Here is a 22,646-nt window from a genome sequence, read left to right on the forward strand (position 1 = left end):
ACGCTCGTGGTTGAAGAGCCGTGAATCCGAAGGAGCGCTGATGTCCGTTACCGCGCGCGGTGTGCCGATCGGGGAGCAGATCGCCGTGGCCCGAAAGGTCGCCGGGGTGAGTCAGCAGGTGCTGGCGCAGCGGGCCAACTACAGCGTGAGCATGGTTCGCGCCGTGGAACAGGGCCGCGAGCCCGCCTCCGCCGGCTTCGTCGCCGCTGTGGCCAAGGCACTCGGTGTCGAGCCCCAGGAACTGTACGGCCAGCCCTATCACCGGCTGCTGGCCGAGGATGGCGGCGGACTCACCGGCGTCGCCGAACTCCAAGCCCTCCTCGCTGAGGGCTCCCACGTCGACCCGGTGGAGCCTCCCGCGCTGGAAGAACTCGCCGTAGACCTGGCTGCGGTGGCACGCGACCGGCACGAGGATCGCGCGCGCCGCGCGCTGGTCAAGGTTCCGGTGCTTCTCCGGCAACTGCACGGCGCGGTGGACTCCGCCGACCATGGTGATGAGCGTGAACACGCCTACCGTCTACTCGCTCGTGCATACGGCAACGCCGCGCAACTCACGTACCGGTTCGGCTGGCTGGTGATGGCCTCCACACTTCTGGACCGGATGGAGCGTGCTGCCGCGTCGTCAGGGCAACCGTTGCTGATCGCGCACGCGATCCAGCAACGCGCACTCCTGTTGCTGTCCCACTCGGCATACGCGAGTGGGCAGCGGTGCGTCGAACGCTCGCTCGATCTGGTCGGCCCGCCTGAACGGGAGGCGGAACTCGCTCTTGCCGGGGCGGCTCACCTGCGGGGTGCGACTCTCGCTGCTCGCGACCGCGACGCCGACCGTGTGGCGGAGCACCTTGAGGAGGCGGAACGCCTGGCCCGACTCGTCGGACACGAGTCGGCCGCCTACGACACGAACTTCGGTCCGGGGAACGTGATGATCCACCGGGTGTCGGTGGCTCTCGACGTCGGTGATCCGGGCCGGGCAGCCCAGACCGGATCGCGTCTACGACTTCCTGCTGATATGAAGGCGACGAGGGTTGGTCGGCACTGGCAGGACGTGGCGCGTGCATGGACCCTGGCCGGTGATCATCCAGCGGCGCTGAAGGCGTTGAACCGTGCGAGGAAGGCCGCTCCCCAGCAGACGCGGTTTCACCCGCACGTCCATGAGACCGTCCATGCGATCGCTGCTGAGCAGCGGCGTTCCTCCGACGGTGTCGCGTCCTTCGCCGGCTGGCTGGGGCTCAAGACCTGACAGCAGAGCCACCTGGTTGGTGCCCGCCCGAAGACGCACTCGGCCTCGTCCGCCGACGACGCCGTGCTGTGCGCCAGCGAGCTCTTCGCCAACGCGGTGGACCATTCGCGCTCGGGCGAGCCCGAGGGGCACGTGATCCGGACCTTGACCATGCCCGCCGAGGACCGCCTGCGGGTGGGGGTGATCGACGACGGGTACCGCTCCAACGGCCCCACCCCGCCCTCCCTGCCGCAGATCCCGGCCGACCGCAGCCGGCGTGAGTGGGCCGAGGCCGAACGCGGCCGGGGCCTGCTGCTCATCGACGTCCTCGCCGCAGCGTGGGGCAGCCGCGCCGTGGTCGGGTTTCCCTTCTGCGAGGGGCTGGGCACCTTCCTGTGGGCGGAGTTCACCCTCACCCAAGCCGCTGCCACCACGTCCGCTGGGGCCGGGCAGTGACCGCACCGGCGCCGGTCTCCTCCGGGGTGCGGGCGGTGCTGTCCGCGCCTCGGGGTGCGCGCTTCACCCGTACCCGCACCGGCACCCGACGCCCGGCAGCCGAGCCCACCCGCCGCGAGCGGGTCCTGGCGCAGATGGCCGACAACCCCCGGATCGTCTACCGGCAGGCGCACGGTGAGCTGCCCGCCTGGATGGACGCCCACGCCGAGCGGATCGCCGCCCGCGACCGGTCCGACCGCCGCCAGCACCCCGACCGTCCCGCCGTGGTGCCGGTTCCGCGTCCGCGCGAGGCACCCGACGACGGCCCGGCCCGGCCGGCACCCCTGCCGCCGAAGCCGCCGCTGCCGCGCCGGCGCTCGCGCCGTCCGCGCGACGGGCACCGCACGTCCGGCCGCCGTCTGGCTCGCCACCGCAGGCCCCGGCGGGGGCCGGGGCTGGCGCGGCTGGTGGCCGCCTACGCCATGGCCACCGCCGTGGGGGCGCTGGCCCACCACCTGTCCACGGCGGTGCTGTAGCCGAGCGCCCGTAGACCGGCCGCGCCTGCTCGGGGGCCGGCGCGGCCGGTAGTTTCGGGGTATGGACAGGAGCGAGGACGGTCAGGGCCGCTGGGTGGTGCACGGTGAGCGGACCCTCTACGACAACCCGTGGGTGAGGTTGGGCAAGGCCGACATCACCACGCCTTCGGGGAACAGGTTCGAGCACCACACCGTGACCCTGCCCTCGGCCGCGGTGATCGCGATCCTGGACCGGGGCGAAGAGCACGTCCTGATGAGCTACCGGCACCGGTTCGTGCCGGACGTGTGGGGGTGGGAGCTGCCCGGCGGGCTGCTGGATCCCGAGGAGACGCCGGAGCGGACCGCCGTCCGTGAAGCGCTGGAGGAGACCGGGCACCGGGTCGGTTCGGTGGAGCCCGTGGCCACGTTCGAGCCGATGATCGGCACGGTCCGCAGCCCGCACCACGTCTTCGTCGGCCGCGACGCCCATCTGGTGGCGGAGCCGACCGAGTTCGACGAAGGCGTCTACGAGTGGGTGCCCCTGGCCGAGGTCCGCGGTCTGGTCGCCGAAGGGCGGGTGCAGAGTTCGGGCACTCTCATCGCTCTGCTTCACATTCTCGCCCCTGCCTCTTGAGGGAGCTTACGGTTCCAGCAGGCGAGCCAGACGGGTACGTTGGCGGACCGAGCCGGACCGCTCGGAGAGGTCGGCGGCGCGCTGTGCCTGATGGTGGGCCTGAGGGAGGTCACCGTGGACGGAGTAGGCCAGAGCCAGACCGGTGCGCAGTCCGGCCTCGGCGCGCCCGAGTCCCAACGGTGCGATGTCGTCGAGTGCCCGGGTGAGATCCTCGATCGCCTCACCTGATTCCCCGGAGGATGCCCCGGCCCTCAGGCCGGGGAGGAAGTCACTAGGGTCGTCCCATGGCAGACGAGGACACCGACTACCTGGCCAAGAGCCCGAACGCTGCACGGATGGGAGCGGCGGCCGAATACCTGATCGCGGCGACCTGCATTCTGGCGACCCGTGGAGAGCTCAACGTCTCGACCTCCCTGGTGGACGATGAGGGGGTCGACCTGGTCTTCCATCGGCGTGGAACATCCCGCACACTGGCGGTCCAGGTCAAGGCGCGCATGTCCGACGGCAAGATGGTACGTGAGCAGGAGCGGTGTGTGGCGCTCGTCCGTTCCCAGACCTTCCGCCCCCGCCCCGACCTGGACCTGCTCTTCGCGGTGGTCGACCCCCAGGTGGGCGCTCTGCGGACCGCCTGGCTGGTCCCCAGCCAGGAGTTCACGGCCATGGAGCCCTCTCTCGATTCCCATCGCAGATTCCGGTTCAACGCCTCGATGAAGCCGGGGTCCCGCGACCAGTGGGTACCGTTCCGCCTTACCCCCGACCAGCTCGCCGACCGTATTCTCCGGCGCCTTGACCGGATGGAGGGGCGAGAGCGGCCGGAGTAGGGCACGGGGTACGACGGTCGGGAGTGCCCGCTGTCACAGCGGGGCCTGTGGGCGATGGGGATCCGTTGTCCGAAGGGTATCGAGGTTCGTCCCGGGGCGAACCCCGGCGTGGAATCTCGTCCTGGGACGAGCCTCGACGGACCGCCGCTGCGCCGTCGTTCCCGGCGCGCACTGAGGGGGGCGGGTCCCGCGGGACCCGCCCCCTTCCAGCCTGATGCGCTCCGTGTCGCATCCGTCACGCACCGACTGGTCGGTATGCCTTGGGGCCACGGGCCCCTCGGCTGCGAAGCGGAACGGGTGGCCGTCCGGCCCCCGATGCCCCTATGAGGACAGGACGGACTTGGCGACGATCATCTTCATGACCTCGGACGTTCCGCCGTAGATCCGGTTCACGCGGTTGTCGGCGTACAGGCGGGCGATCGGGTACTCGTTCATGTACCCGTAGCCGCCGTGGAGCTGGAGGCAGCGGTCGATCACCCGGTGGGCGACCTCGGTGCAGAAGAGCTTGGCCGACGCGGCCTCGGCGGGGGTCAGCTCGCCGGCGTCGAGCGCCTCCAGGGCGCGGTCGACGACCGCCTCGGCGGCGTCCACCTCGGACTGGCAGGCGGCCAGTTCGAACTTCGTGTTCTGGAACGAGGCCACCGTCTTGCCGAAGACGGTGCGCTCCTGCACGTACTCCTTGGTGAAGCCGATAGCGGCCTTGGCCTGCGCGTAGGAGCCGTAGGCGATGCCCCAGCGCTCCGAGGGCAGGTTCTGGCCCAGGTAGGAGAAGCCCTTGTTCTCCTCGCCGAGCAGGTCCTCGGCCGGGACGCGGATGTCGCTGAAGGCCAGCTCGGCGGTGTCGGAGGTGCGCAGGCCGAGCTTGTCCAGCTTGCGGCCCACCGAGTAGCCCTCCGACGAGGCGTCGACCGCGAACAGGGAGATGCCGAAGCGGCGGTCGTCCTCCTTGGGCGGGCTGGTGCGGGCGCAGACGATCACGCGGTCGGCGTGGAAGCCGCCGGTGATGAAGGTCTTCGCGCCGTTGAGGATGTAGTGGTCGCCGTCGCGCTTGGCGGTGGTCTTCATCCCGGCCAGGTCGGAGCCGGTGCCCGGCTCGGTCATGGCCAGCGCCCACATCTCCTCGCCGGTCACGAACTTGGGCAGGTAGCGCTGCTTCTGCTCCTCAGTGGCCAGCATCTTGATGTAGGGCAGGGCGAGCAGCACGTGCACGCCCGAGCCGCCGAAGCTCACCCCGGCGCGGGTGGTCTCCTCGTACTGGATCGCCTCGAACTTGTGCGTCTCCAGGCCGGCGCCGCCGTACTCCTCGGGGACGTTGATCCCGAACACGCCCAGTTCGCCGAGCTTGGAGTACAGCTCGCGCGGGACCAGGCCCTCCTCGAACCAGTCCTGGTAGTAAGGGGTGACCTCGGACGCGATGAAGGACCGCAGTGTGTCGCGGTAGGCCTCGTGGTCTTTGTCGAAGACTGTGCGGCGCAAGTCCGCTCCTCTCACATGGAACGGGAGGCCCCCTGAAGAGCCACCGAACGTTATTCGTTGTCCAAACACAGTACAAAGCCCTTCGAAGCGGACCGACACCCGCCCACCAGGCAGGTGAGAGCACCGATACCCCTGGGGGTCAGGACGGCGGGGCGGCGAACCGCGCCGGACGCCGTTCGCGGAAGGCGGCGATGCCCTCGTGCAGGTCCCCGCGGCGGGCCGCCTCCCCGTCCCAGTGCCGGACCAGACCAGGGGTGAGCGCGCCCGTGCCGATCGCGTCGACCAGGCTCTTGGCCGCGTGCACGCTCACCTGGGACCGTGAGCCGATGGTGTCGGCGAGCGCGGTGACGCGGTGGGCGAGGTCGGCCGCCGGCACCACCTCGTCGAGCAGGCCGACGCGCAGCGCCTCCTCGGAGCCGAGCAGGTCGGCCGTGAACAGCAGGCGTTTCGCGGTGGAGGGCCCGGCCAGGGCCACGACCCGCCGCAGCGACGAGGCGGGGTAGACCACGCCGAGTTTGGCGGCCGGGATGCCCACACGGGTGCGCGGGGTGCCCACACGCAGGTCGCAGGCGGTGGCGAGCAGGCAGCCGCCGCCCACGCACAGGCCGTCGACCATGGCGATCGTGGGTTTGGGGAAGGCGGCCAGCGCCTCCCCGGCGGCCTCGGCCAGCCGGTCGTCGAGCACCCGCTGCCCGGCGGTTTCGGGGCCGGCCGCGTCGGCGGTGAGTTCGGTGATGTCGGCGCCCGCGCAGAAGTCCGTCCCCTCCCCGGTCAGGACCACCACGCGTACCTCCGGGTCCTGCGCCAGACCCTCCAGCAGCCGGGGCAGCAGGCCCCACATGTGCGCGGTCATGGCGTTCTTGCGCCGAGGGTGGTCGATGCGCAGTGTGGCGGTGGTGCCGCTGGTGGTCAGGTGGACGGTGGGCGCGGTGGTCATGGCTGGCTCTCTCGGGACGGGAACACACCGGTGGAGTCCGGACGGCCCCATGCTCCCGCACGGGGCGGGAGGGACGCTGCCCCGGTGGCCCGGGTCGTTCCCGAGGCGGCGTCCGTGCAGCGGGCGTCGAACGTCTCGGCCTCGCCGAGCGGTTCCAGCCGGTGTTCGGCCGCGCCCAGCCGCGGACGAGCTTGACGGAAGCCTCCGCCCGGTGGCCCAGGAGGCGTGAGCCCTCGCCGGTGCGGCTGCGCAGGACCACGGCGGCGAGCGCGCCCTCGGTGAGGGCGTCGCACAGCCGCTCCGCCACCCGGGGGTTCCACGCCGATGCGGCCCTTGTGCGGTTCGACCGCGGCGGACATCGCGTAGCGGGTGCGCACGGTGAGGACGCGGCGGCTGCCGGGCGGGGCGTTCACGAGGGCGGACAGCAGGGCGTGGGCGCGGGTGGAGAGCATGCTTCGATTATGGGATCGCCTGAGTGGGCGGAGCGGGTCGTCCACAGCACCGATCCCTGACGCCCCGGGCCTTCGGGGGATTCCGGGGCGGCACCGGAGGCGGCGGAGGGCCGGTGGTGTGTCCCCGGCCGGCTTCGGGAGCACCGGGGGGCCGTCGTCTCCTCCCAAGGGACCCGTACCCGACGGTGGCACGGCCCTGACGTCCGTCATCTCCAAGCGGTGAGGATCGCGGGGCGAACCGGTGTGAACCGGCACTTCTGCGATACCGCCGCCTTGATTAGCGTGAGGGCATGAACCACGACGAACACGGCTTTCCCTCCGAGCCGCCGCCGACCGGCCAGCCGGCCCCCGCCGCCACGTCCTGGCCGCCGCCCCCGTACCCGCCGCCTCCCAGACGCGGACCACTCCCGATCCCGGCGGGCGTGCCCTACCACCGCGTCCTGGCCGGGGAGGAGCGCCGGATCTGGCGGGGCATCGCCGCGCTCGCGCTCCTGCTGGGCGGGATGCTCCTCTTCAGCATCGGGCTCAGCGCCGTCGCCCTCCTCGTCGACCTGCTGCTCGGCAGGCAGGACAGCATGATGCTGGGCGGAACCGGGTTCACCCCCGCGCTCCAGGCGGCCACCATGGCCTCGCTCGCCCTGCTCATTCCGTGGAGCATGCTCATCCAGCGCTGGCTCTACGGGGTGAGGGGCGCTTCGCTGCACTCCGTGCGCTCGCTCCTGCGGCCCGAGGTACTCGTGCGGTCCTTCATGGTCATCCTCCCCCTCTGGACGGTCTACCTGACCGCCTTCACCTTCCTCACCCCGGTGGAGGAGTCGGCGTGGCCGCTCGCCGACCTGTTCTGGATGTTCGCCATCACCGTCCTGCTGGTGCCGCTCCAGTCCGCCGGTGAGGAGTACGGTCTGCGCGGGCTCGCCTTCCGGGTCGCCGCGAGCTGGGGGAGGGGGCCGCGCACCGCGCTCGTCCTCGGAGTGGCCGTGTCGAGTCTGCTGTTCATGGTGGTCCACTTCGCACTCGACCCGTGGCTCAACGTCTACTACTTCACCTTCGGCGCCACCCTGGCCCTCATCACCTGGCGCACCGGCGGACTGGAGACCGCCGTCGTCATCCACGCCGTCAACAACACCCTCGCGTTCCTCCTGGTCATCGTCACGCACTCCGACCTGGCCGCCGGGTTCGACCGGTCGGTGGGTACCGGATCACCGATCATGCTCGTGCCCTGCGTGCTCCTCATCGCGGCCACGGCCGTGGTGTGGGCGCGCACCCGCGGGAGCGGGCCGGCCCTGACCCCCTCGGAGCCGTTCGCCGAGCCGGTCCCGGCGATGGAACGGAACGCGTGAGCGATAGGGCCCGGCGTACCCTGATCGGTGCGTGGGAGTCCGACGAACCCGGTGAGGTGTGATGTCCCGGACCGAGTACTACGACGACCCGTCCGCCCCGGTCCCCAACACCTGGGGGGTCGGGGCGAGCGCGGCCGTTCTCGACGATCAGGGCCGACTGCTGTTGCAGCGGCGGGCGGACAACGGGCTGTGGGCGATGCCCGGCGGGGCGATGGAGATGGACGAGAGCCTGCCCGAGGCGGCGGTGCGCGAGACGCGGGAGGAGACGGGGTACGAGGTGGAGGTGACCGGGCTGGTGGGCACCTACACCGACCCCCGGTACGTCGCCGCCTACGGCGACGGCGAGGTGCGCCGCCAGTTCAACGTGTGCTTCCGGGCGCGGGTCGTCGGGGGCGTGCTGGCGGTGAGCGAGGAGTCCTACGAGGTGGCCTGGTTCGCTCCGGAGGAGGTCGTGGACCTGCCGATGCACCGCACGCAGCGGCTGCGCGTGGAGCACGCCCTGGGCGAGGGCGAGCCCCACCTGGGATGACGGGTGCCTCGGGGCGCGACACGGCCGGGTGAGAGGCGCTTCACGGTGCGCCACCTCGCGCCCCAGTGCGTCGGGGCGGGCGCGGGTCTCCACCCACCAGAACCGTTCCGGCAGACCCGCCACGGCGTCGGCTCCGAGCAGGCGCACCGCACCCTCGCGCGACTCCACCGCCATCCCGGGTTCGAGCGCGGCCAGCAGGTGCCCGCCCGGGGCCAGGAGCCGGAGGACACCGGTGTCACCGTGGGTGTCCAGCAGCAGTTCCGGGTCGACGTCGGCGAGGGCGCGCACCAGCGACCGCTCGTCGGGCCGTGCGGCGACCAGGGCGACGGCGTCCTAGCTCAACGGATCTCCTGCACGTGGGGGGTGTCCGGCCCGCCCGGGGCGGGCCACCGGGCGAGCATAGCCGCGCCGCCGACACGGGCAGCGGCCCTCTCACACGGGGGCGGCGTCGCGGGCGCGCCGGACCAGCCAGCGGAACAGCGAGAGGTCCTCGCCCATCTCCGGGTGCCACTGCACGCCGAGCACGTTGAACCGGTCGGTGTACTCGATCGCCTCCACCGTTCCGTCGTCGGCCCAGGCCGTGGCCCTCACGCCCTCGCCCGGTGCCGCCAGCGACTGGTGGTGGTAGGTCGCCACCTCCAGCGCGGTCCCGCCCAGGAGGTCGGCGGTCCGGGAGAACTCGGCCACGGTCACCGGGTGGGTGCCGAACACGCCCGGCTCCTCGCGGTGCCCGTGGTGGCCCACCAGGTCGGGCAGGTGCTGGTTGAGCGTGCCGCCGCGCACCACGTTGAGCAGTTGCATCCCCCTGCACACGCCCAGCACCGGCAGCCCGCGGTCCAGCGCCGCCTCCAGCAGTTCGATCTCGGCGGTGTCACGCGCGCCGCGTACACCGGCGGTGCGCGGGTCGGTCGGGGCGCCGTAGCGGCCGGGGTCGATGTCGCCGCCGCCGGCCAGGAGGAGGCCGTCGAGCCGCTCCACGGCTTTGGCCACGCCCGCCACGGGGGGAAGGAGCACCGGCAGGCCGCCGGCCTCGGCCACCCGGTCGGTGTAGGCCTGCGGTAGCAGGACGGCGGGCAGGTCCCAGTCGCCCCACCGTGCCCGCTCGGTGTAGGCGGATATCCCGATCACGGGCCGCATCGGCCCCCCTTTCCGTTCGCCGACTACCTGCCCCTCGGGGAGGCGGTTGCGCGTGTCGGGCCCCGCGCGTGTCGGCCGACGCACCGGCACCGGAACTGCCACGCCGCGGAACCCGGTACCGGCTATGGCCGGGCCCGGACACGGACGCCACACGCTGAGGGCGGGGTCGGGGCGAGCACGGCGGCTCGGGACCATGGTTGTCCGGCCGCTTCGGAGGGCCGCCGAGACGGTGCGCCGCGGGGACGCCGGGCAGGTGCCGCTGGTGGTGCGCGCGGTCCCGAACGAACCTTACAATTCGGGCATGGAGACCCCCACTCCCCTCTCACCCCCTCCCTTCGTGCTCGAAGGCCGTTACCGTTGCGACGAGGGCGTGCGGCTGGACGAGGGAACCGTTCTGTACGAGGCCTACGACTTCGACACGGGCACACGGGTCCGTGTCGAGGCCCACGAGGCGGGCCGCCGTGACCGGGACGCCCTCGCCGCGCGCGTGTCCGCGCTGCGGGGCCTGCGCCACCCCATGGTGATGGAGATCGTCGACCACTGGGCCGACGACGACCGCGCGCTGACGGTCACCGGCCCCGTGGAGGGCCACCCGCTCTCCCACATCGTCGGCGAGCGCTTCCAGGAGCGGGTCTCCCGCCGGGACGCCCTCGACCTGGTCGACGCCCTGCTGTCGGCGCTGGAGGAGTTCCACGAGCGGGGCCTGGCCCACGGCGCGGTCGGCCCCGAGACGGTCTACCTCTCCGATGACGGCGTGGTGCGCCTGCTGCCCGTCGCGGCCCAGGCCGCCGTCGATCCCCGGGAGGACGTGCGGGCGGTGGGGGAGCTGCTGTGCGTCATGATCACCGGGCTGGGGGCCGAGGAGGGGAAGAAGGAACTCGCCGAGGTCGGCGGGGAGTACGCCCTGCTCGTGGCCAAGGCGACCGTCGGCGACCCCGAGCACCGTCCGGTCGACGCCGCGCACTACCGCGCACTGGTCACGCGGATGCGCGACCGTCTGCCCCCGGCCCCCGCACGGCACGCCGCCGACACGAGCCCGATCACCGTGCCCATCCGGGCCGCTGCGGCCGTTCCGGTGCGCGACCGGCGGCGCCCGCTCCTGCTCTGGTCGGCCGTCGGCGCGGCGGTCCTCGTCATGGCGGCCCTCCTGGTCTGGGTGCTCATCCCCAGGTCCGACACCGAAACGGCGGTGGTGGCCGCCTCCGGCGGGGCGGAGATGCCCGACCTGGTCGGTCTGCCCCCCGATGAGGCCACCGCGCTGCTGAACGGTCTGCCGGTGGACCTGGAGGTCCTCTACGCCGAGGTCCGCGACGACGCGGTTGAAGCGGGCCTGGTCGCGGCCTCCGACCCCGGAGTGGGGGCAGCCCTGGACGAAGGCGAACAGGTGACGCTCTCGGTCTCCGCCGGACCCGCCACCGTGGAGATGCCCGACCTGATCGGCCAGGACGAGGAGGCCGCCCTGGCGGAGCTGGCGGAGCGCGGGTTCGCCGAGGTCGAGGTCGTCCAGCAGCCCTCCGACGGCGAGCCCGCCGGCACGGTCCTGGCGACCGACCCCGAGGCCGGTCTGACGGTGCCCTACGACGACACCGCCACCATCACCGTCAGCCAGGGCATCCGCCTTCCCGACGTGGTGGGCCTGACCGAGGAGGACGCCCGCGCGGCACTCTCCGCTCTGGGGTTCACCGTGGAGGTGGTCACGGAGGAGGGGTCCGAGCGCCCCGAGGGGGAGGTCGCCGTCCAGACCCCGGCCGCGGGCTCCGTCGTGGATGCCGGGGCCAGCGTGGTCCTGGCGGTCTCGCCCGGAACCGAGGACGAGGACGGCGGGGAGGGCGACCAGGAGGCGGAGCCCGGCTCCGGAGACCAGGAGGACGACGGCGGACCGGACGGCGACGAGTCCGAGGAGCCCGAGCCGGGGACCGACCCCTGTGACGCGGACCCCTGGTCGCCGCACACCACCTACCCCAACGGCGCGTGGGTGGTCCATGAGGGCAGGGCCTACGAGTCCGTGTGGTGGAACGAGGACCAGTCCCCCGAGGACTCCCACCGCTGGGGCCCCTGGCGGAGGATCGACCGGTGCTGACCGCCCGCGCACCGCGCCCCCGCCCCTGTGAACCGGACGGGAGCGGAGCGCGTCCCTCCAGGGGAGCCGGTACTCCCCGACCGGCCCCGCCCCGCGTGTCCGGCCCGGCCGCACCGCGTCGGGGCGGCCGGGACCGCGGCCGCGGACACACACCGACCTCCGCGGTGGAAAGACCCTGAGCACGCCTGGCGTGCGCCGCCGCGTTCCCCCACAACACAGCACACCCGGAAGAGGAACCATCCGATGCCGAGATCCCCACGCCACCCCTCACCCGCTCTGAAGGGAGCGAGCGCGGGTACGGCCGCGCTGCTGGCCTTCGCCCTGGCCGCGCCCGGCACCGCTGCCGCGGACACCTCCGAGACGGCCAACCCGCTGGAGGGCAACCGCGGCTTCCTGGTGGTCGTCGAGGGCGACGCCGAGCTGGCCGGAAACGAGTCCGAGGGCCCGATCGCCGTCGGCGGCGACCTCACCTTCGGCCCCTACAACATCGCGGCCCACACCACTGGCGCCTACACGGCCGACGGCGACGACCGGCCCTCCGCGCTCGTGGTCAACGGGTCGGTGGACCTCGGTGGCAGCGAGGGCGAGCTCAAGGTGCTCCAGAACGGCTACGTGAAGGTGGGCGATACCACCGGTACCGAGATCAGCACCACCGACAGCAACGACGCCCAGGTGAACACCGTGGTCTCCGCCCCCGGCGCCCGCGAGTCCAACCCCCGGATCACCCTGACCACCAGGCAGAGCGAGGAGTCGGTCACGTCCGAGGCCTTCGACGTGGCCGCGCTCTTCCCCGCCTACCGGGACCGCGCGGAGGCCCTGTCCTCGTGCGAGAACACCGTCGTGCCGCTGGGCACCGGCGACGGCGAGCCGGCCTCGCCGCCCTTCGGGCCGGGCGCCAACGTGACCCTGCCGCTGGAGGCGGGCGCCAACGTCTGGAACGTCGACGCCGAGGACCTGGCAGACCTCGAGGTCATCACCTTCGACGACGAGCCCTCCGCCGACTCCCCGCTGCTGGTCAACGTCGACACCTCCGGCGTGGACGGGGAGTTCGAGTGGTCCACCCCCAACATGGCGGGGATCGGGCTGGAGGACGCCCGGTACGTCCTCTTCAACTTCGGCGACGCCGAGCTGGTCACCTTCACCCCTGACAGCCGCACGCTCGAAGGCACGGTGTTCGCCCCCGGTGCCGAGGTGAACTGGCTGTCGGCCAGCAACATCCAGGGCGCCGTCGTGGCGGCCTCCTTCGGGCACGGCTCCCTGACGGCGGGCGTCACCAACGACGGCGAGCTGCACAACGGCGACTTCGCCGGTGAGCTGCCCGTCTGCGGCGGTGGCGACGAGCCCACCGGCGGGCCGTCCGACGGGCCGTCCGACGACCCCAGCGAGGAGCCGTCGGAGGAGGGGTCCGAGAACCCCTCGGAGGAGCCCAGCGACCCGCAGGACCCGTCGGGGAACCCCTCCGACCCGGCCTCTCCCGAGCCGACCGAGCCCGACGAGGGCGGCCTGCCCGTCACCGGCTCCAACCTGGCGGCGCTGGTGGTCGTCGCGGTGGTGCTGGTGGGCGCCGGTGCGGCCGCGTTCGTGCTGGGGCGTCGCCGCAAGGCCTGACCCGTTCCCCGAGCGCTGAGAGCGCGGGCCCGGCCACGTGTGCGGCCGGGCCCGCGCCCGCTCGGGCCGCCGCGCGGAGCGCCACCGTGCGCTACGAGTTCACCGGGCACGCCCACGGCGACGCTGTGGGGACCACGGCCGGCCGGGTCACCGGGCAGTGACCGGTCCCCTTCCCACCTGGGCGGGCCTCAAGGCCCCTTCCGATCCCGTGAGGTGACTCCGTGCCCCCGGCCGGCTGCGCCGACCGGCACGGTCCCTGTTGCGGATGATCAGCGGCTTCCTCTTCCTCCAGCGCGGTACCGCCTCCCTCTTCGGGCTGCTCGGCGGCGACCTCGTCACGGGCGCCGCCGTCTGAGTCCGCCCGCGGTCGGCCCCTCCCCCCGTTCTCCCCGAGGGGCCCGGCCCCTTCGCACCGGTCGGGGTCCTCCGCCGCCCGGGGCGGGACGGCGGCTCCCCGCGCGGGCCACACGTGGTAGTCCTGTACCACGGCGAAACGGACGTCAAAGGACACAGGAGGCAGGGTGGAGCGGGAAGGGAAGCGCCCATGACGGAGGACACGGCCGGGCTCCTCGCCCTGGCGCTGGGACTGTTCGTCATCGCGGGGACGGTGCACTCGGTCAGGAACACCGCACGGGACGGGGGGTTGGCGAGGAACGCCTTCCTGGGCCTGCGGACCTCCGCCACCCTGGCCTCGGACCGCGCCTGGAGTGAGGGCCACCTCGCCGCGGTGCCCCGGCTCACCGCCGCCATGCGCTGCGGGTACGCCACGGGTGCGGTCGCGCTCGGGTTCCTCCTCTCCGCTCTGGCAGCCGAGGCCCTGCTGCCCCTCGCCTGGGCCGCCGCGGTCCTGGGGTACGCCGCCTCGATGGCGCTCCTGGTGGCCGCCACGGTGCGGAGCCACACGGTGGCCAAGCGAGTGCTGGAGGAGACCCGGTAGGGGTGGCCCCGTCCTCACAGGGCACGGAAGACGGTGAGGTCGATCTCCGGCGCGTCCGCGTAGACCACCCCCCGCTCCGGCGGGAGCGGCTCCCCGGAGGCGGCGTCGGTGCAGTGGGCGTCGAACATCCGCGCCTCGTCCAGGGGGAGCAGCGCGCCGCCGCCGGCCGTCCAGCCGCGCACCACCTCGGCGGGGATGGCGGTGCCGTCGGCCAGGGTGTGGGACACCCGGTCGGTGAAACTGCGCAGCACCACCGCGGCGGGGGCGCCCTCCGCCAGCGCGGCGCACAACCGCTCCACCACCGCGGCGTGTTCGACGGTGAAGTCCCCCTCCGCGCGGTCGACCACCGTGCTCGCCGGGTGCCCGGTGTGCAGGGTGAGCAGGTGGCGGTGTTCGGCCAGGCCGTTGAGGAGGGCGGACAGCAGGGCGTGTGAGCGCGGAGAGAGCATGCTTCGAGTATGCGCCCGCCGAGGCAGCCGGACCGGGTTGTCCACAGGTCCGATCCGGCCGCCTCGGCGGGTCGGGCCGCTCACACCCCGCGCCAGCGGAACCTGTCGTCGGCCGGTGTGGTGGTGCACTGCATCAGGGTCCCCTTCGCGGTGTACCCGAACATCCAGTGCTCGGAGCAGAACGCGCCCGGGTGCACGCCCTGTGCGTGGGAGGGGGCCTCAGGTTCCGGCTCGGGCTCCGGAGCGGGAGCGGGCTGCTCCGGTTCGGGTTCCGGCTCGGGCTCAGGCTCGGGGCGCGGGTCCCCGACCTCGTCCGGGCACGTCTCGCCGGGAGCGACGGCGTAGAGCTCCACCGAGAGCCCGTCCCGGTAGGGGGCCCTCTCCTCTCCGGCCTCGGGCGAATGCGCGCACACCGTGTGCTCGTCGGCGTCCTCGGGAGCCGTGACTCCGCCGAACGCGGCCGACACCTTGGTGCCCACCCCGGCACCCTCGGCCCACTCACGGGCCTGGTCCACCGTGCCGCCGGTGAGATCGGGCAGCGCCGGCCACTCCTCGCCGCCGCCGGGGGACTCCGGGCAGTCGGTGCCCTCCGGGGCGACGTGTACGTCGACCCCGGTGCCCTCGGTCTCCTGGAAGCACACCAGCATCGCCGACCGGTTCCACGGCGGATCGTCCCCCGTAGCGGCGAGGAGCACCTCGCCCAGGGTGAAGCCGGCGCTGGTGAGTTCCTCCTCCGCCTCCGGCAGATCCAGACCGCTCACCTCCGGCGGTGCCTCCTCCCCGGCGGGTGAGGGGGACGGCGCTTCGGCGGGGGAGGGCGACGACACGGCCGAGACCCGATCCGGTTCGGGGTCGGGCGCGGCCAGCCCGACCACCAGGGCGACGAGGAGTCCGAGCGGGGTGAACATCGCCCCCACACATCCGCCGCATCCGAGTCCGATCTTCCTTCCCGTGCTCATGGGGGCTTTCGGTGCGGGGGGAGGCGGGGGTAGGTGAAAGGCCATCTGCGCTCCAAGGGCTGCGTTCGGGCAGGACACGGGGGCACCAGGGAGCGGGTGCGGGCTGGCGCGTTGTGTGAACGTACCTCGAAGGTGTGACCTTATTTGCGGGAAAATCGATATCTAGATCGATTGCAATAGGACGGTGATCGCGCGTTCGGTGAAGATATTCCCTTGAAGGAAGAATGTCGCTTCTATTCCATGAATAGATTCCTTCTGGTGGTATGTGATGGAGAAATGCCCCTTCGGGCTCCGTTTCGCGATGGGGGCCTTCGTCCCTCGGACCCCCGGCACGACCACCCGGAAGCGGCCGGTGGCCGCGATCGGCCACCGGCGGTGCACGGGGCGGTCCGGGAAGGCCCGCCCCGCCCCTCCCTAGCGCACGGGTTCCAGGTCCTCGGGCAGCAGCGTCGTGAAGTCCTCCATCTCCGCCGCTCCGAAGTCCACGAGCCGCCCCGCCTGCCGGGTGATCATCCGCTCCAGCACCTGGCGCGCGTAGCGGGCGTTGCCGAAGTTGGCGTCGCGCGGCACCGAGGCGAAGTGCGCGGCGAGCGCCGCCGAGGTGTCGGGCCCGCACGTGTAGCCCGAGCCGTCCGCCATGCGCTCCACGATCGTGACCAGCTCGGCGTCGGAGTAGTCGGGGAACTCCACCCGGTGGTTGAACCGCGAGGCCAGACCCGGGTTGGAGTCCAGGAAGCGCTGCATCTCCCGGGTGTAGCCGGCGACGATGACGACGACCTCGTCGCGGTGGTCCTCCATCAGCTTGACCAGAGTGTCGATCGCCTCCTGGCCGAAGTCCGAACCGCTGGAGTTCTTGGGCGCCAGAGCGTAGGCCTCGTCGACGAACAGCACACCGCCCCGGGCCCGCTCGAACACCTCCATGGTCAACTGGGCGGTGTGCCCCACGTAGCGGCCCACGAGGTCGCCGCGGGCCGCCTCCACGACCTGCCCGCCCGGCAGCACACCCAGCGCGTGCAGGAGCCGCCCGTACAGCCGCGCCACCGTGGTCTTGCCGGTACCGGGGGGACCGGCGAACACCAGGTGGTGGCTCATCGGTGCCACCGGAAGGCCCATGGCCCGGCGCCGCTCGGACATCACCAGCAGGTTGGCCAGGTCGTTCACCGTCTCCTTGACCTCGCGCAGACCGATCATCGCGTTCAGCTCCTCTCGGAGCTCGGCGACGTCGTCGGCGGGGGAGGAGGGCTCGGCCGCCCTCTCGATCTCCGGGCCCAGGTCGGCGGGCATCAGGCGGGCCATCGCGGCGGGGTCGTCGAGGCCGTCGCCGCCCAGCCGGAAGGCCTGCCGGTCGACCATCGACTCGAAGATCTTGCGCGCCTCGCGGCCGTTGCCGAACGCTGGACCCTTGGGCACCTGCTCGAAGTGGGAGCGCAGCACCTCCACGGTGGCCTCGTCCATCGTGTAGCTGTTGGCACCGCACAGGCGGCGGACGATCTCCACCAGCTCGTCCACGCTGTAGTTCTCGAACTCGATGGTCTTGCTGAACCGGGAGGCCAGGCCGGGGTTGGCGGACAGGAACTCCGCCATGTCGGCGGTGTAGCCGGCGACGATGACGACGACCTCGTCGCGGTGGTCCTCCATCAGCTTGACCAGCGTGTCGATGGCCTCCTTGCCGAAGTCGGGGCCTCCGCCGCCGCCCTTGCCGGTGGAGAGCGTGTAGGCCTCGTCGACGAACAGCACGCCGCCCTTGGCCTGCTCGAACACCTCGGTGGTCTTGATGGCCGTCCCGCCCACGTACTGCGACACCAGGTCGGCGCGCGCCACCTCCACCACGTGTCCGTAGCGCAGCACGTCCAGTTCGGCGAGGATCTGCCCGTACAGCCGTGCCACCGTGGTCTTGCCGGTACCGGGGGCGCCGCCGAACACCAGGTGACGGCTCATGGGCGGGGTGGGCAGACCCATCTCGGCCCGCCGCTTGGCCATCTGGTTGCGCTTGACGAGCGTCTTGACCTCGTGTTTGACGTTGCCGAGCCCGACCAGCGCCTCCAGGTCCGCCATCGGCCCCGTCGAGTCGGAGGCCTCGCTGTCACCGGAGTCCTCGGCGGGGCCATTCACCGACTCGGGAAGCGGGGTGCCCGCCTCGTCCCCGTAGGCGTCCGGGGCGCCGTTGCCGTGGCTCAGCAGCTCCTCGGCGCGCACCCGCTCGCTCTGCACGGTCTGGCGCAGCCCCGAACGCGCGTTGTCGCGTACTGAGCAGTCCTCCAGCAGGACGTCCTCCCGGGAGTGGACCAGGACGCCGTCCCCGCGGTTGCCGAAGACCTCGCACCGGCGCAGCGAGGCGGTCGCTCCCGCGGCGACCAGCACGCCGTTGCGCCGCCCGTCGTAGATCCGGGCACGCAGCACTGACGCCTCGCCGCCGTTCTGGACGGACACCCCGTCACCAGCGCATGCCGAGATGTCGCAGTCGCGCAGCTCGGCCTTGGCCCCTGGCCCCACGGTGACGCCGGTGTCCCGGCTCTCCCGGATCTGCAGCCCGCTGAGTGCCGGACGCGAGGTGCCGGTCACGGCCACGGCCGCCTTGCCGGTCCGCTCCAGAGTCACGTCCTCCAGGCGCCCGTGGCCCTCGCCGACGAACTCCACCCCCTGCCCCTTGGTGTCGGTGACGGCCACGCCGCGCAGGAAGGGCGCACAGTCCTCCACGACCACGCCCGGCCCCGCGCTCCCGGTGACCAGACCCCGGTCGAACTCGGCCGTGCTCCCGCCGCTCAGCCGTACCCCGGTGCCACCGCGTACGGTGAGGCCGATGAATGTGGTGGCCGCCCCGTCCCCGCCGCGCACCGAGGTGCCCTTGGCCTCGGCCACCTCGCACTCGGTGAACTGGCCCCGCGCCTTGCCGTACAGGTCGATCCCGACCCCCTCCGGGCGGGCCACGGTGACGCGGTACATCTGCGGGTCGGATCCACTGTGCACGGCTACGCCGCGGCCCCCCACGTCCTCGAACACGCAGTCCTCGACCACCGGACGGGCTCGGCTGGAGACCGTCAGGCCGTCGCCGTCGGTGTGGTGCACGCGGGTGCCGCGCAGGCTCGTGGCCGCGTCACCCTCCAGGGCGATCGCGGGCTTCTTGGCGTCGGAGACGTCGCAGTCCTCGATGAGTCCGGCGGCCTGCCCGCTCGCGAAGACGCCGTTGCCGCCCGCGCCGCGCAGGGTGCACGAGCGGACCGTGGGGCGGCCCTGCTCACCGATGACGAGCGCACTGGTGCCGACCTCCTCGATCACGCAGTCCTCGATGACACTCGCCCCCTCGGAGGTGACGACCACCCCCGCACCCTCCGAGCAGGTCACCCGGCTCTCGCGCATGGCCAGCGCGCCGGTGCCCCGCACCGACACCGCGGTCCACGCCGCGCCGTCCACCTCGCAGTCGGCCATCTCCACCTGCCCGGCGGGGATGTCCACGACCGGTGCGTCCTTGTCGCGGCCGCGCAGGATGATGCCGGAGAGCTTGACCGCCTCAGCGGCGGAGGCCACCACGCTCTTGGAGCCAGAGAGGATCTCCACACTGCCCCGTCCGTCGCGCGCCACCAGAGTGACCACCTTGAGCAGGATGAGGCTCTCGGTGTACCGGCCGGGGGCGATGGTGATGAGCGCGCCGCTGGAGGCCTCCTCCACCGCGTCGGCGATCGTCCTGTGGGCGTCCGGTTCCCCGGGGGCGACGGTGAGCAGTTGCCTGGCCATCGGTGACTTTCCGTTCTCGACTGCCGGTCCGCAGGGACGGACCGGCGGGGGGCGTCGGGCGGGGCCGCGGAACGGCCCCGCCCCGTGCTGGCGCGGGTCAGGAGCAGGTGGTGCGCACCACGGAGGCGGCCACGTGCGACCGCGTGTGCTCCTGGTCGGCGAAGGCGTCCGCGCCGGTGTTGGTGAGCTGGACGGTGAACTCCTCCGTCGGTGAGGTGAACCCGGTGACCTGCACCCACATGCCGCGCAGTTCCGATTGCGTCAACCCGAAGTAGGCGATCGGATCGCCCTCGGGCAGCGGACCGGAGTAGATCTCGTAGAACGCCTCGGACTCGGCGAGCCACAGCGGGCTCTCGTCGTCGGGGACGTGCACGTAGATCTCACAGGTCGCGTCCGGGTAGCCGGGGGAGAACGACCAGTACGCGTACTGCCACTGGTCGTGCTCGCCTGCGCTCCCCGACACCGGGATCGCCTCGTAGGAGCCGTCGCAGCCCTCCAGCGCGTACCCGCCGGGGCGGGTGGCCCAACTGGCGGTGCCCTCGGCGCTGTCCCAGCGGCCCGACCGGCCGTAGGCGGTGCCCTCGGCGGGCAGGCAGCCGGGGCCGGTGAGGGCGGAGAACGGCTCCGGAGCCGCGGCGGCAGCGGTGGCGGCCTCTCCGTTCGACTCCACGGCGTCCTCCAGGATGGACCCGCCGCCCCCGTCGGTGCCGGGCGCGGCCTGGGACGCGTCGGCCGCCCCCTCCTGCTGGGGCGTGGTGTCGGCCGGTTCCTGCTCCGCGTCTTGGCCGGCCGTGTCCTGCTCTGCGGTCTCCTCCTCTGGAGCCGAGGCGGCTGCGGGCTCCGTACCGGAGGCCGTGTCCTCGGCGGCCCCCTCGGTGTCGGCCTCCTCCTGCGGCTCGGCGGTGACGCCTCCGTCGGCGCCGGCCGGGTCCGTGCCCTCCCCGCCGGGCTCCTGGGCCGGCTCCTCCTCAGTGGCCGGTTCCTCCGTACCGTCTTCCGCCGCGGGGGGCGCAGGGTCCCCGCCAGGCTCGGACTGCTCGCCCGTGCCCTCGGGTTCCGGGTCCGCGGCCGGTGTGTCGTCGGCCCCGCTCTGCGGCTCCTCGACGGCCGCGCCCCCGCTGTCCTCCGCCGTACCGAAGCCCTCGGGGAGCTCCGGCCCCGCGAAGTCGGTGTCGCGGGAGAGCGGTTCGGGGACGTAGCCGGGGTCGTCGGCCCCCGGAAGTTCGGCGGCCTCCGCTGAGGAGTCCCCTCCGTCCTCGCCCGGGGCGCTCCCCGGCGAGGTGTCGCCTCCGGCCTGCCCGCCGCCGGTTTCGGTACCCTCACCCGCCGCTTCCGGCGCCTGGCCGTCCGGGTTGAGCTCGGCGGAGGTGTCTCCGGATGTTCCGTCCAGAGCCGCGCCCTGAGCCGCGCCCCCGCCCATGAGGCCTCCCTGCGACAGGGGGACCGACTGCAGGGAAAGATCCTGCGTTCCTGCGGAGAAGGCGAACGGGGCGACGACTAGGAGCAGCCCGCCGATGGCCGCCCCGGCCAGCAGCGGCTTGCCCGGCCGGTCCAGAGCGGGTTCGACCGGGGCGGGCTCCCCTTCCGAAGTGACGACGGAGCCCAGGTCGGTGCGGGGAGGGGCCGACCGGCCCTCCCCGGGGGGTGCCTCGGGGAGGGCGTCCGCGCTCGGGACCGACCTCGCGGTATCCGGCACGGCGGTCGGCGGGGCGGTCTCTCCGGGGGTCGGTGCGCCGGAGAGGGCGGACGCGAACTCGGCGGCCGAGGCCTGCCGGGGCGGCTCCTCCGAGGAGCGGGGGGCAGAGCTCATCACGGGTCCTTTCGGGGACGCGGCGCACGGGCCGCGAGGATGGCGGGGGTCACCGGCGTCCGCCCGAACCGTCCGCTCCACGGTTGGCGTCCGGGGAACCGCTGTCGGCGACATGCACGTTCTCGTCCTCGGTGGTGTCCAGGTTCCGCCCCGTCTCCCAGAGTCGGTCCGCGGCCTGCTCGGTGACCTGGGCCAGGTAGGACAGATAGAGGCTGAACGCCTCCTCCAGGTCGGGGAAGACCTTGTCGTAGTCCTTGGCGAAGCTGTCGCCCTCGAGGTTCACGTCGCCCCAGGGCGCGCCCTGGGTCTCCCTGGCCCTCATGGCCTGCCTGTGCTCCTCCTGGATTTTGGCGGTGAACTCGGCGGCCTCGTAGATCCAGGCGCTGTCGCGGGTCATGCCCTCGGGCAGGGCGGAGAGGTGTTCGCTACTCACTGGTGGAGGTCCCTTCACTCGTGGCGGTGTGGGGGTGCTACTGCGGGGGCAGGGGGAGGCCCATGCGCTCGAACATGGCCCGGGTGTCGAAGTCGCCCTTCATCGCCTGGTGCGCGTCCAGCCCCTCGGGCATGAGGGGCTTGTACAGTTCGGCGACACGGTCGGACATCCTGTCCCGGGCCTGGTTGATCACGTCCACGATGGCGTCGGCCAGTTCGGCTGGGGCCATGTCGCGGTAGTTCTGGTTGTGGAACTTCAGCTCAACGAGTTCACCCTTCCCGTTGACCTTCGCCCCCACCAGCCTGTTCTTTGCCACGACCTCCTCGGTTGCCGATTCCAGGTTTGCGTTTGCGCGATCGACTTCCGCCAGCGTCTTGTGAAGCTGTGCCAGTTCGTGTTCCGTCGACTCCATGTTCCAGGGGTCCATGCGTTGCTCCCTTCTTGGGCCCTCCGGGTGAGGGCCGTCCCAGTACCGTTCGCTGTTCGGCGGCCGTTCCCCAGACACGTTCGTCCTCGGAGAGCCAGGTGGAGCGCTGGCGCTCCCGGTCCTGACCGCCCTGGCCTCCCATACCGCCCATGGGCGGCATCATGGGCGGCATCATCCCCATCCCGGGGGAACCACCGAGGGCGGAGTTGGTGCCCGCCGCGCCGAGGCCTCCGGTGCCCCCACCCGCCTGGTCCTGGCCCTGCACCGATCCGTCGGTGCTGAGCGCGTTCGCGCCGCCGTAGTTGAGGCCGAAGGGGTCGGAGCCCCCCGGCTGTGAGATCTGATCGCTGCCTGCGGTGGCCGCGAACCCGTCGGTGAGGGGCTCGCCAGTGACGGGGTCGACCGGGTAGGGCAGGCCGGTGACGGGGTCGACCACGTAGGGTTCCCCAGTGACCGGGTTGAGGGGGAGTTCCGTCCCGCCGCCGGTATCGAAGTCGGTGGGTAGCCCCGGTACGTCCGTCCCGCCGCCGGTACTGAAGTCGGTGGGCAGCCCCGGTACGTCCACCACCTCGCCGAGGTCCTCGAACCCCGCCCACTCCTCTGGGGTGAAGGGTTCTCCGCTGACGGGGTCGATGGGGAGGACTTGGCCGGTGTCGGGGTCGTAGGTGATGGGCAGGCCGGTGTCGGGGTTGTAGGGGATGCCGGTGTCGGCGTCC

20 protein-coding genes and 1 pseudogene are annotated in these 22,646 nt (G+C 72.5%); 10 read left to right on the plus strand and 11 right to left on the minus strand.

The genetic code is table 11. From position 1 onward, the window contains the following. The first annotated feature begins 40 nt into the window (after window positions 1-40). The 4 genes from B042_RS0117590 (at window position 41) to B042_RS0117605 (ending at window position 2,803) form a co-directional block, all read left to right on the plus strand. The gene (locus tag B042_RS0117590; protein ID WP_028649424.1) at window positions 41-1,240 is read left to right on the plus strand and encodes a helix-turn-helix transcriptional regulator; all 1,200 of its coding nucleotides are present in this window, start codon (window positions 41-43) and stop codon (window positions 1,238-1,240) included. 12 nt (window positions 1,241-1,252) lie between these two features. Beyond that, window positions 1,253-1,675 (plus strand): ATP-binding protein, encoded by a 423-nt coding sequence (locus B042_RS23735; RefSeq protein ID WP_051415769.1) that lies wholly within the window; start codon window positions 1,253-1,255, stop codon window positions 1,673-1,675. Next, entirely contained in the window at window positions 1,672-2,190 is a 519-nt protein-coding gene (locus B042_RS0117600; RefSeq protein WP_028649425.1) for a hypothetical protein, read from the plus strand. The genes B042_RS23735 and B042_RS0117600 overlap by 4 nt, the downstream gene beginning before the upstream one ends. Before the next feature lie 61 nt (window positions 2,191-2,251). After that, window positions 2,252-2,803 carry an NUDIX hydrolase gene (locus B042_RS0117605; protein ID WP_028649426.1) on the plus strand — a complete coding sequence of 184 codons (552 nt, stop codon included), beginning with the start codon at window positions 2,252-2,254 and terminating at the stop codon, window positions 2,801-2,803. A gap of 6 nt (window positions 2,804-2,809) precedes the next feature. Here B042_RS0117605 and B042_RS25245 read toward each other — a convergent pair whose 3' ends face one another. Next, window positions 2,810-2,980 carry a hypothetical protein gene (locus tag B042_RS25245; protein ID WP_197024355.1) on the minus strand — a complete coding sequence of 57 codons (171 nt, stop codon included), beginning with the start codon at window positions 2,978-2,980 and terminating at the stop codon, window positions 2,810-2,812. A gap of 107 nt (window positions 2,981-3,087) precedes the next feature. On the opposite strand from B042_RS25245, the gene B042_RS0117615 reads away from it, so the two are divergent. Beyond that, window positions 3,088-3,624, plus strand: coding sequence for a hypothetical protein (locus B042_RS0117615; protein WP_028649427.1), 537 nt, complete (start codon window positions 3,088-3,090; stop codon window positions 3,622-3,624). A 321-nt stretch (window positions 3,625-3,945) separates the two neighbouring features. Here the strand turns inward: B042_RS0117615 and B042_RS0117620 are convergent, their stop codons facing one another. After that, on the minus strand, window positions 3,946-5,100 hold the full coding sequence (locus B042_RS0117620) for an acyl-CoA dehydrogenase family protein (RefSeq protein ID WP_028649428.1): 1,155 nt from the start codon (window positions 5,098-5,100) through the stop codon (window positions 3,946-3,948). Between the two features lie 139 nt (window positions 5,101-5,239). Further along, window positions 5,240-6,037: an enoyl-CoA hydratase/isomerase family protein gene (locus B042_RS0117625; protein ID WP_036555526.1), complete on the minus strand. Its 798-nt coding sequence runs from the start codon at window positions 6,035-6,037 to the stop codon at window positions 5,240-5,242. 742 nt (window positions 6,038-6,779) lie between these two features. On the opposite strand from B042_RS0117625, the gene B042_RS0117635 reads away from it, so the two are divergent. Then, on the plus strand, window positions 6,780-7,829 hold the full coding sequence (locus B042_RS0117635; RefSeq protein ID WP_028649431.1) for a CPBP family intramembrane glutamic endopeptidase: 1,050 nt from the start codon (window positions 6,780-6,782) through the stop codon (window positions 7,827-7,829). 61 nt (window positions 7,830-7,890) lie between these two features. After that, window positions 7,891-8,358 (plus strand): NUDIX domain-containing protein, encoded by a 468-nt coding sequence (locus B042_RS0117640; protein ID WP_028649432.1) that lies wholly within the window; start codon window positions 7,891-7,893, stop codon window positions 8,356-8,358. Between the two features lie 432 nt (window positions 8,359-8,790). Here B042_RS0117640 and B042_RS0117645 read toward each other — a convergent pair whose 3' ends face one another. After that, window positions 8,791-9,495 (minus strand): gamma-glutamyl-gamma-aminobutyrate hydrolase family protein, encoded by a 705-nt coding sequence (locus B042_RS0117645; RefSeq protein ID WP_028649433.1) that lies wholly within the window; start codon window positions 9,493-9,495, stop codon window positions 8,791-8,793. A gap of 301 nt (window positions 9,496-9,796) precedes the next feature. Between B042_RS0117645 and B042_RS0117650 the strand changes: the two genes are divergently transcribed. From B042_RS0117650 to B042_RS23740, 3 genes are all read left to right on the plus strand, one after another. Continuing rightward, entirely contained in the window at window positions 9,797-11,575 is a 1,779-nt protein-coding gene (locus tag B042_RS0117650) for a PASTA domain-containing protein (protein WP_028649434.1), read from the plus strand. 243 nt (window positions 11,576-11,818) lie between these two features. Continuing rightward, complete coding sequence (locus B042_RS0117655; RefSeq protein ID WP_028649435.1) at window positions 11,819-13,183, plus strand: choice-of-anchor A family protein; 1,365 nt, start codon at window positions 11,819-11,821, stop codon at window positions 13,181-13,183. Window positions 13,184-13,727: 544 nt separating this feature from the next. Continuing rightward, a complete protein-coding gene (locus B042_RS23740; RefSeq protein WP_036555527.1) occupies window positions 13,728-14,120 on the plus strand; it encodes an SdpI family protein in 393 nt (130 codons plus the stop codon). Between the two features lie 14 nt (window positions 14,121-14,134). Here the strand turns inward: B042_RS23740 and B042_RS0117670 are convergent, their stop codons facing one another. From B042_RS0117670 to B042_RS26695, 7 genes and pseudogenes are all read right to left on the minus strand, one after another. Beyond that, window positions 14,135-14,569, minus strand: a complete 435-nt coding sequence (locus tag B042_RS0117670) for a hypothetical protein (RefSeq protein ID WP_028649436.1) — start codon at window positions 14,567-14,569, stop codon at window positions 14,135-14,137. A gap of 80 nt (window positions 14,570-14,649) precedes the next feature. Next, entirely contained in the window at window positions 14,650-15,528 is an 879-nt protein-coding gene (locus tag B042_RS26225) for a serine/threonine kinase (protein WP_231494138.1), read from the minus strand. 414 nt (window positions 15,529-15,942) lie between these two features. Further along, window positions 15,943-19,260 carry a right-handed parallel beta-helix repeat-containing protein gene (locus B042_RS0117680; RefSeq protein WP_028649438.1) on the minus strand — a complete coding sequence of 1,106 codons (3,318 nt, stop codon included), beginning with the start codon at window positions 19,258-19,260 and terminating at the stop codon, window positions 15,943-15,945. A gap of 97 nt (window positions 19,261-19,357) precedes the next feature. Beyond that, on the minus strand, window positions 19,358-21,070 hold the full coding sequence (locus B042_RS0117685; protein WP_028649439.1) for a hypothetical protein: 1,713 nt from the start codon (window positions 21,068-21,070) through the stop codon (window positions 19,358-19,360). A 49-nt stretch (window positions 21,071-21,119) separates the two neighbouring features. Next, window positions 21,120-21,503 carry a hypothetical protein gene (locus B042_RS0117690; RefSeq protein WP_028649440.1) on the minus strand — a complete coding sequence of 128 codons (384 nt, stop codon included), beginning with the start codon at window positions 21,501-21,503 and terminating at the stop codon, window positions 21,120-21,122. A gap of 37 nt (window positions 21,504-21,540) precedes the next feature. Further along, the gene (locus B042_RS0117695) at window positions 21,541-21,873 is read right to left on the minus strand and encodes a YbaB/EbfC family nucleoid-associated protein (RefSeq protein ID WP_231494141.1); all 333 of its coding nucleotides are present in this window, start codon (window positions 21,871-21,873) and stop codon (window positions 21,541-21,543) included. Continuing rightward, window positions 21,773-22,646 (minus strand): annotated as a pseudogene (locus B042_RS26695) (hypothetical protein); the annotation flags it as partial. The pseudogene B042_RS26695 and the gene B042_RS0117695, both read right to left, overlap by 101 nt.

It is taken from the genome of Nocardiopsis sp. CNT312 (assembly GCF_000515115.1).
In the GTDB taxonomy this organism is placed as follows: Bacteria; Actinomycetota; Actinomycetes; order Streptosporangiales; family Streptosporangiaceae; genus Nocardiopsis.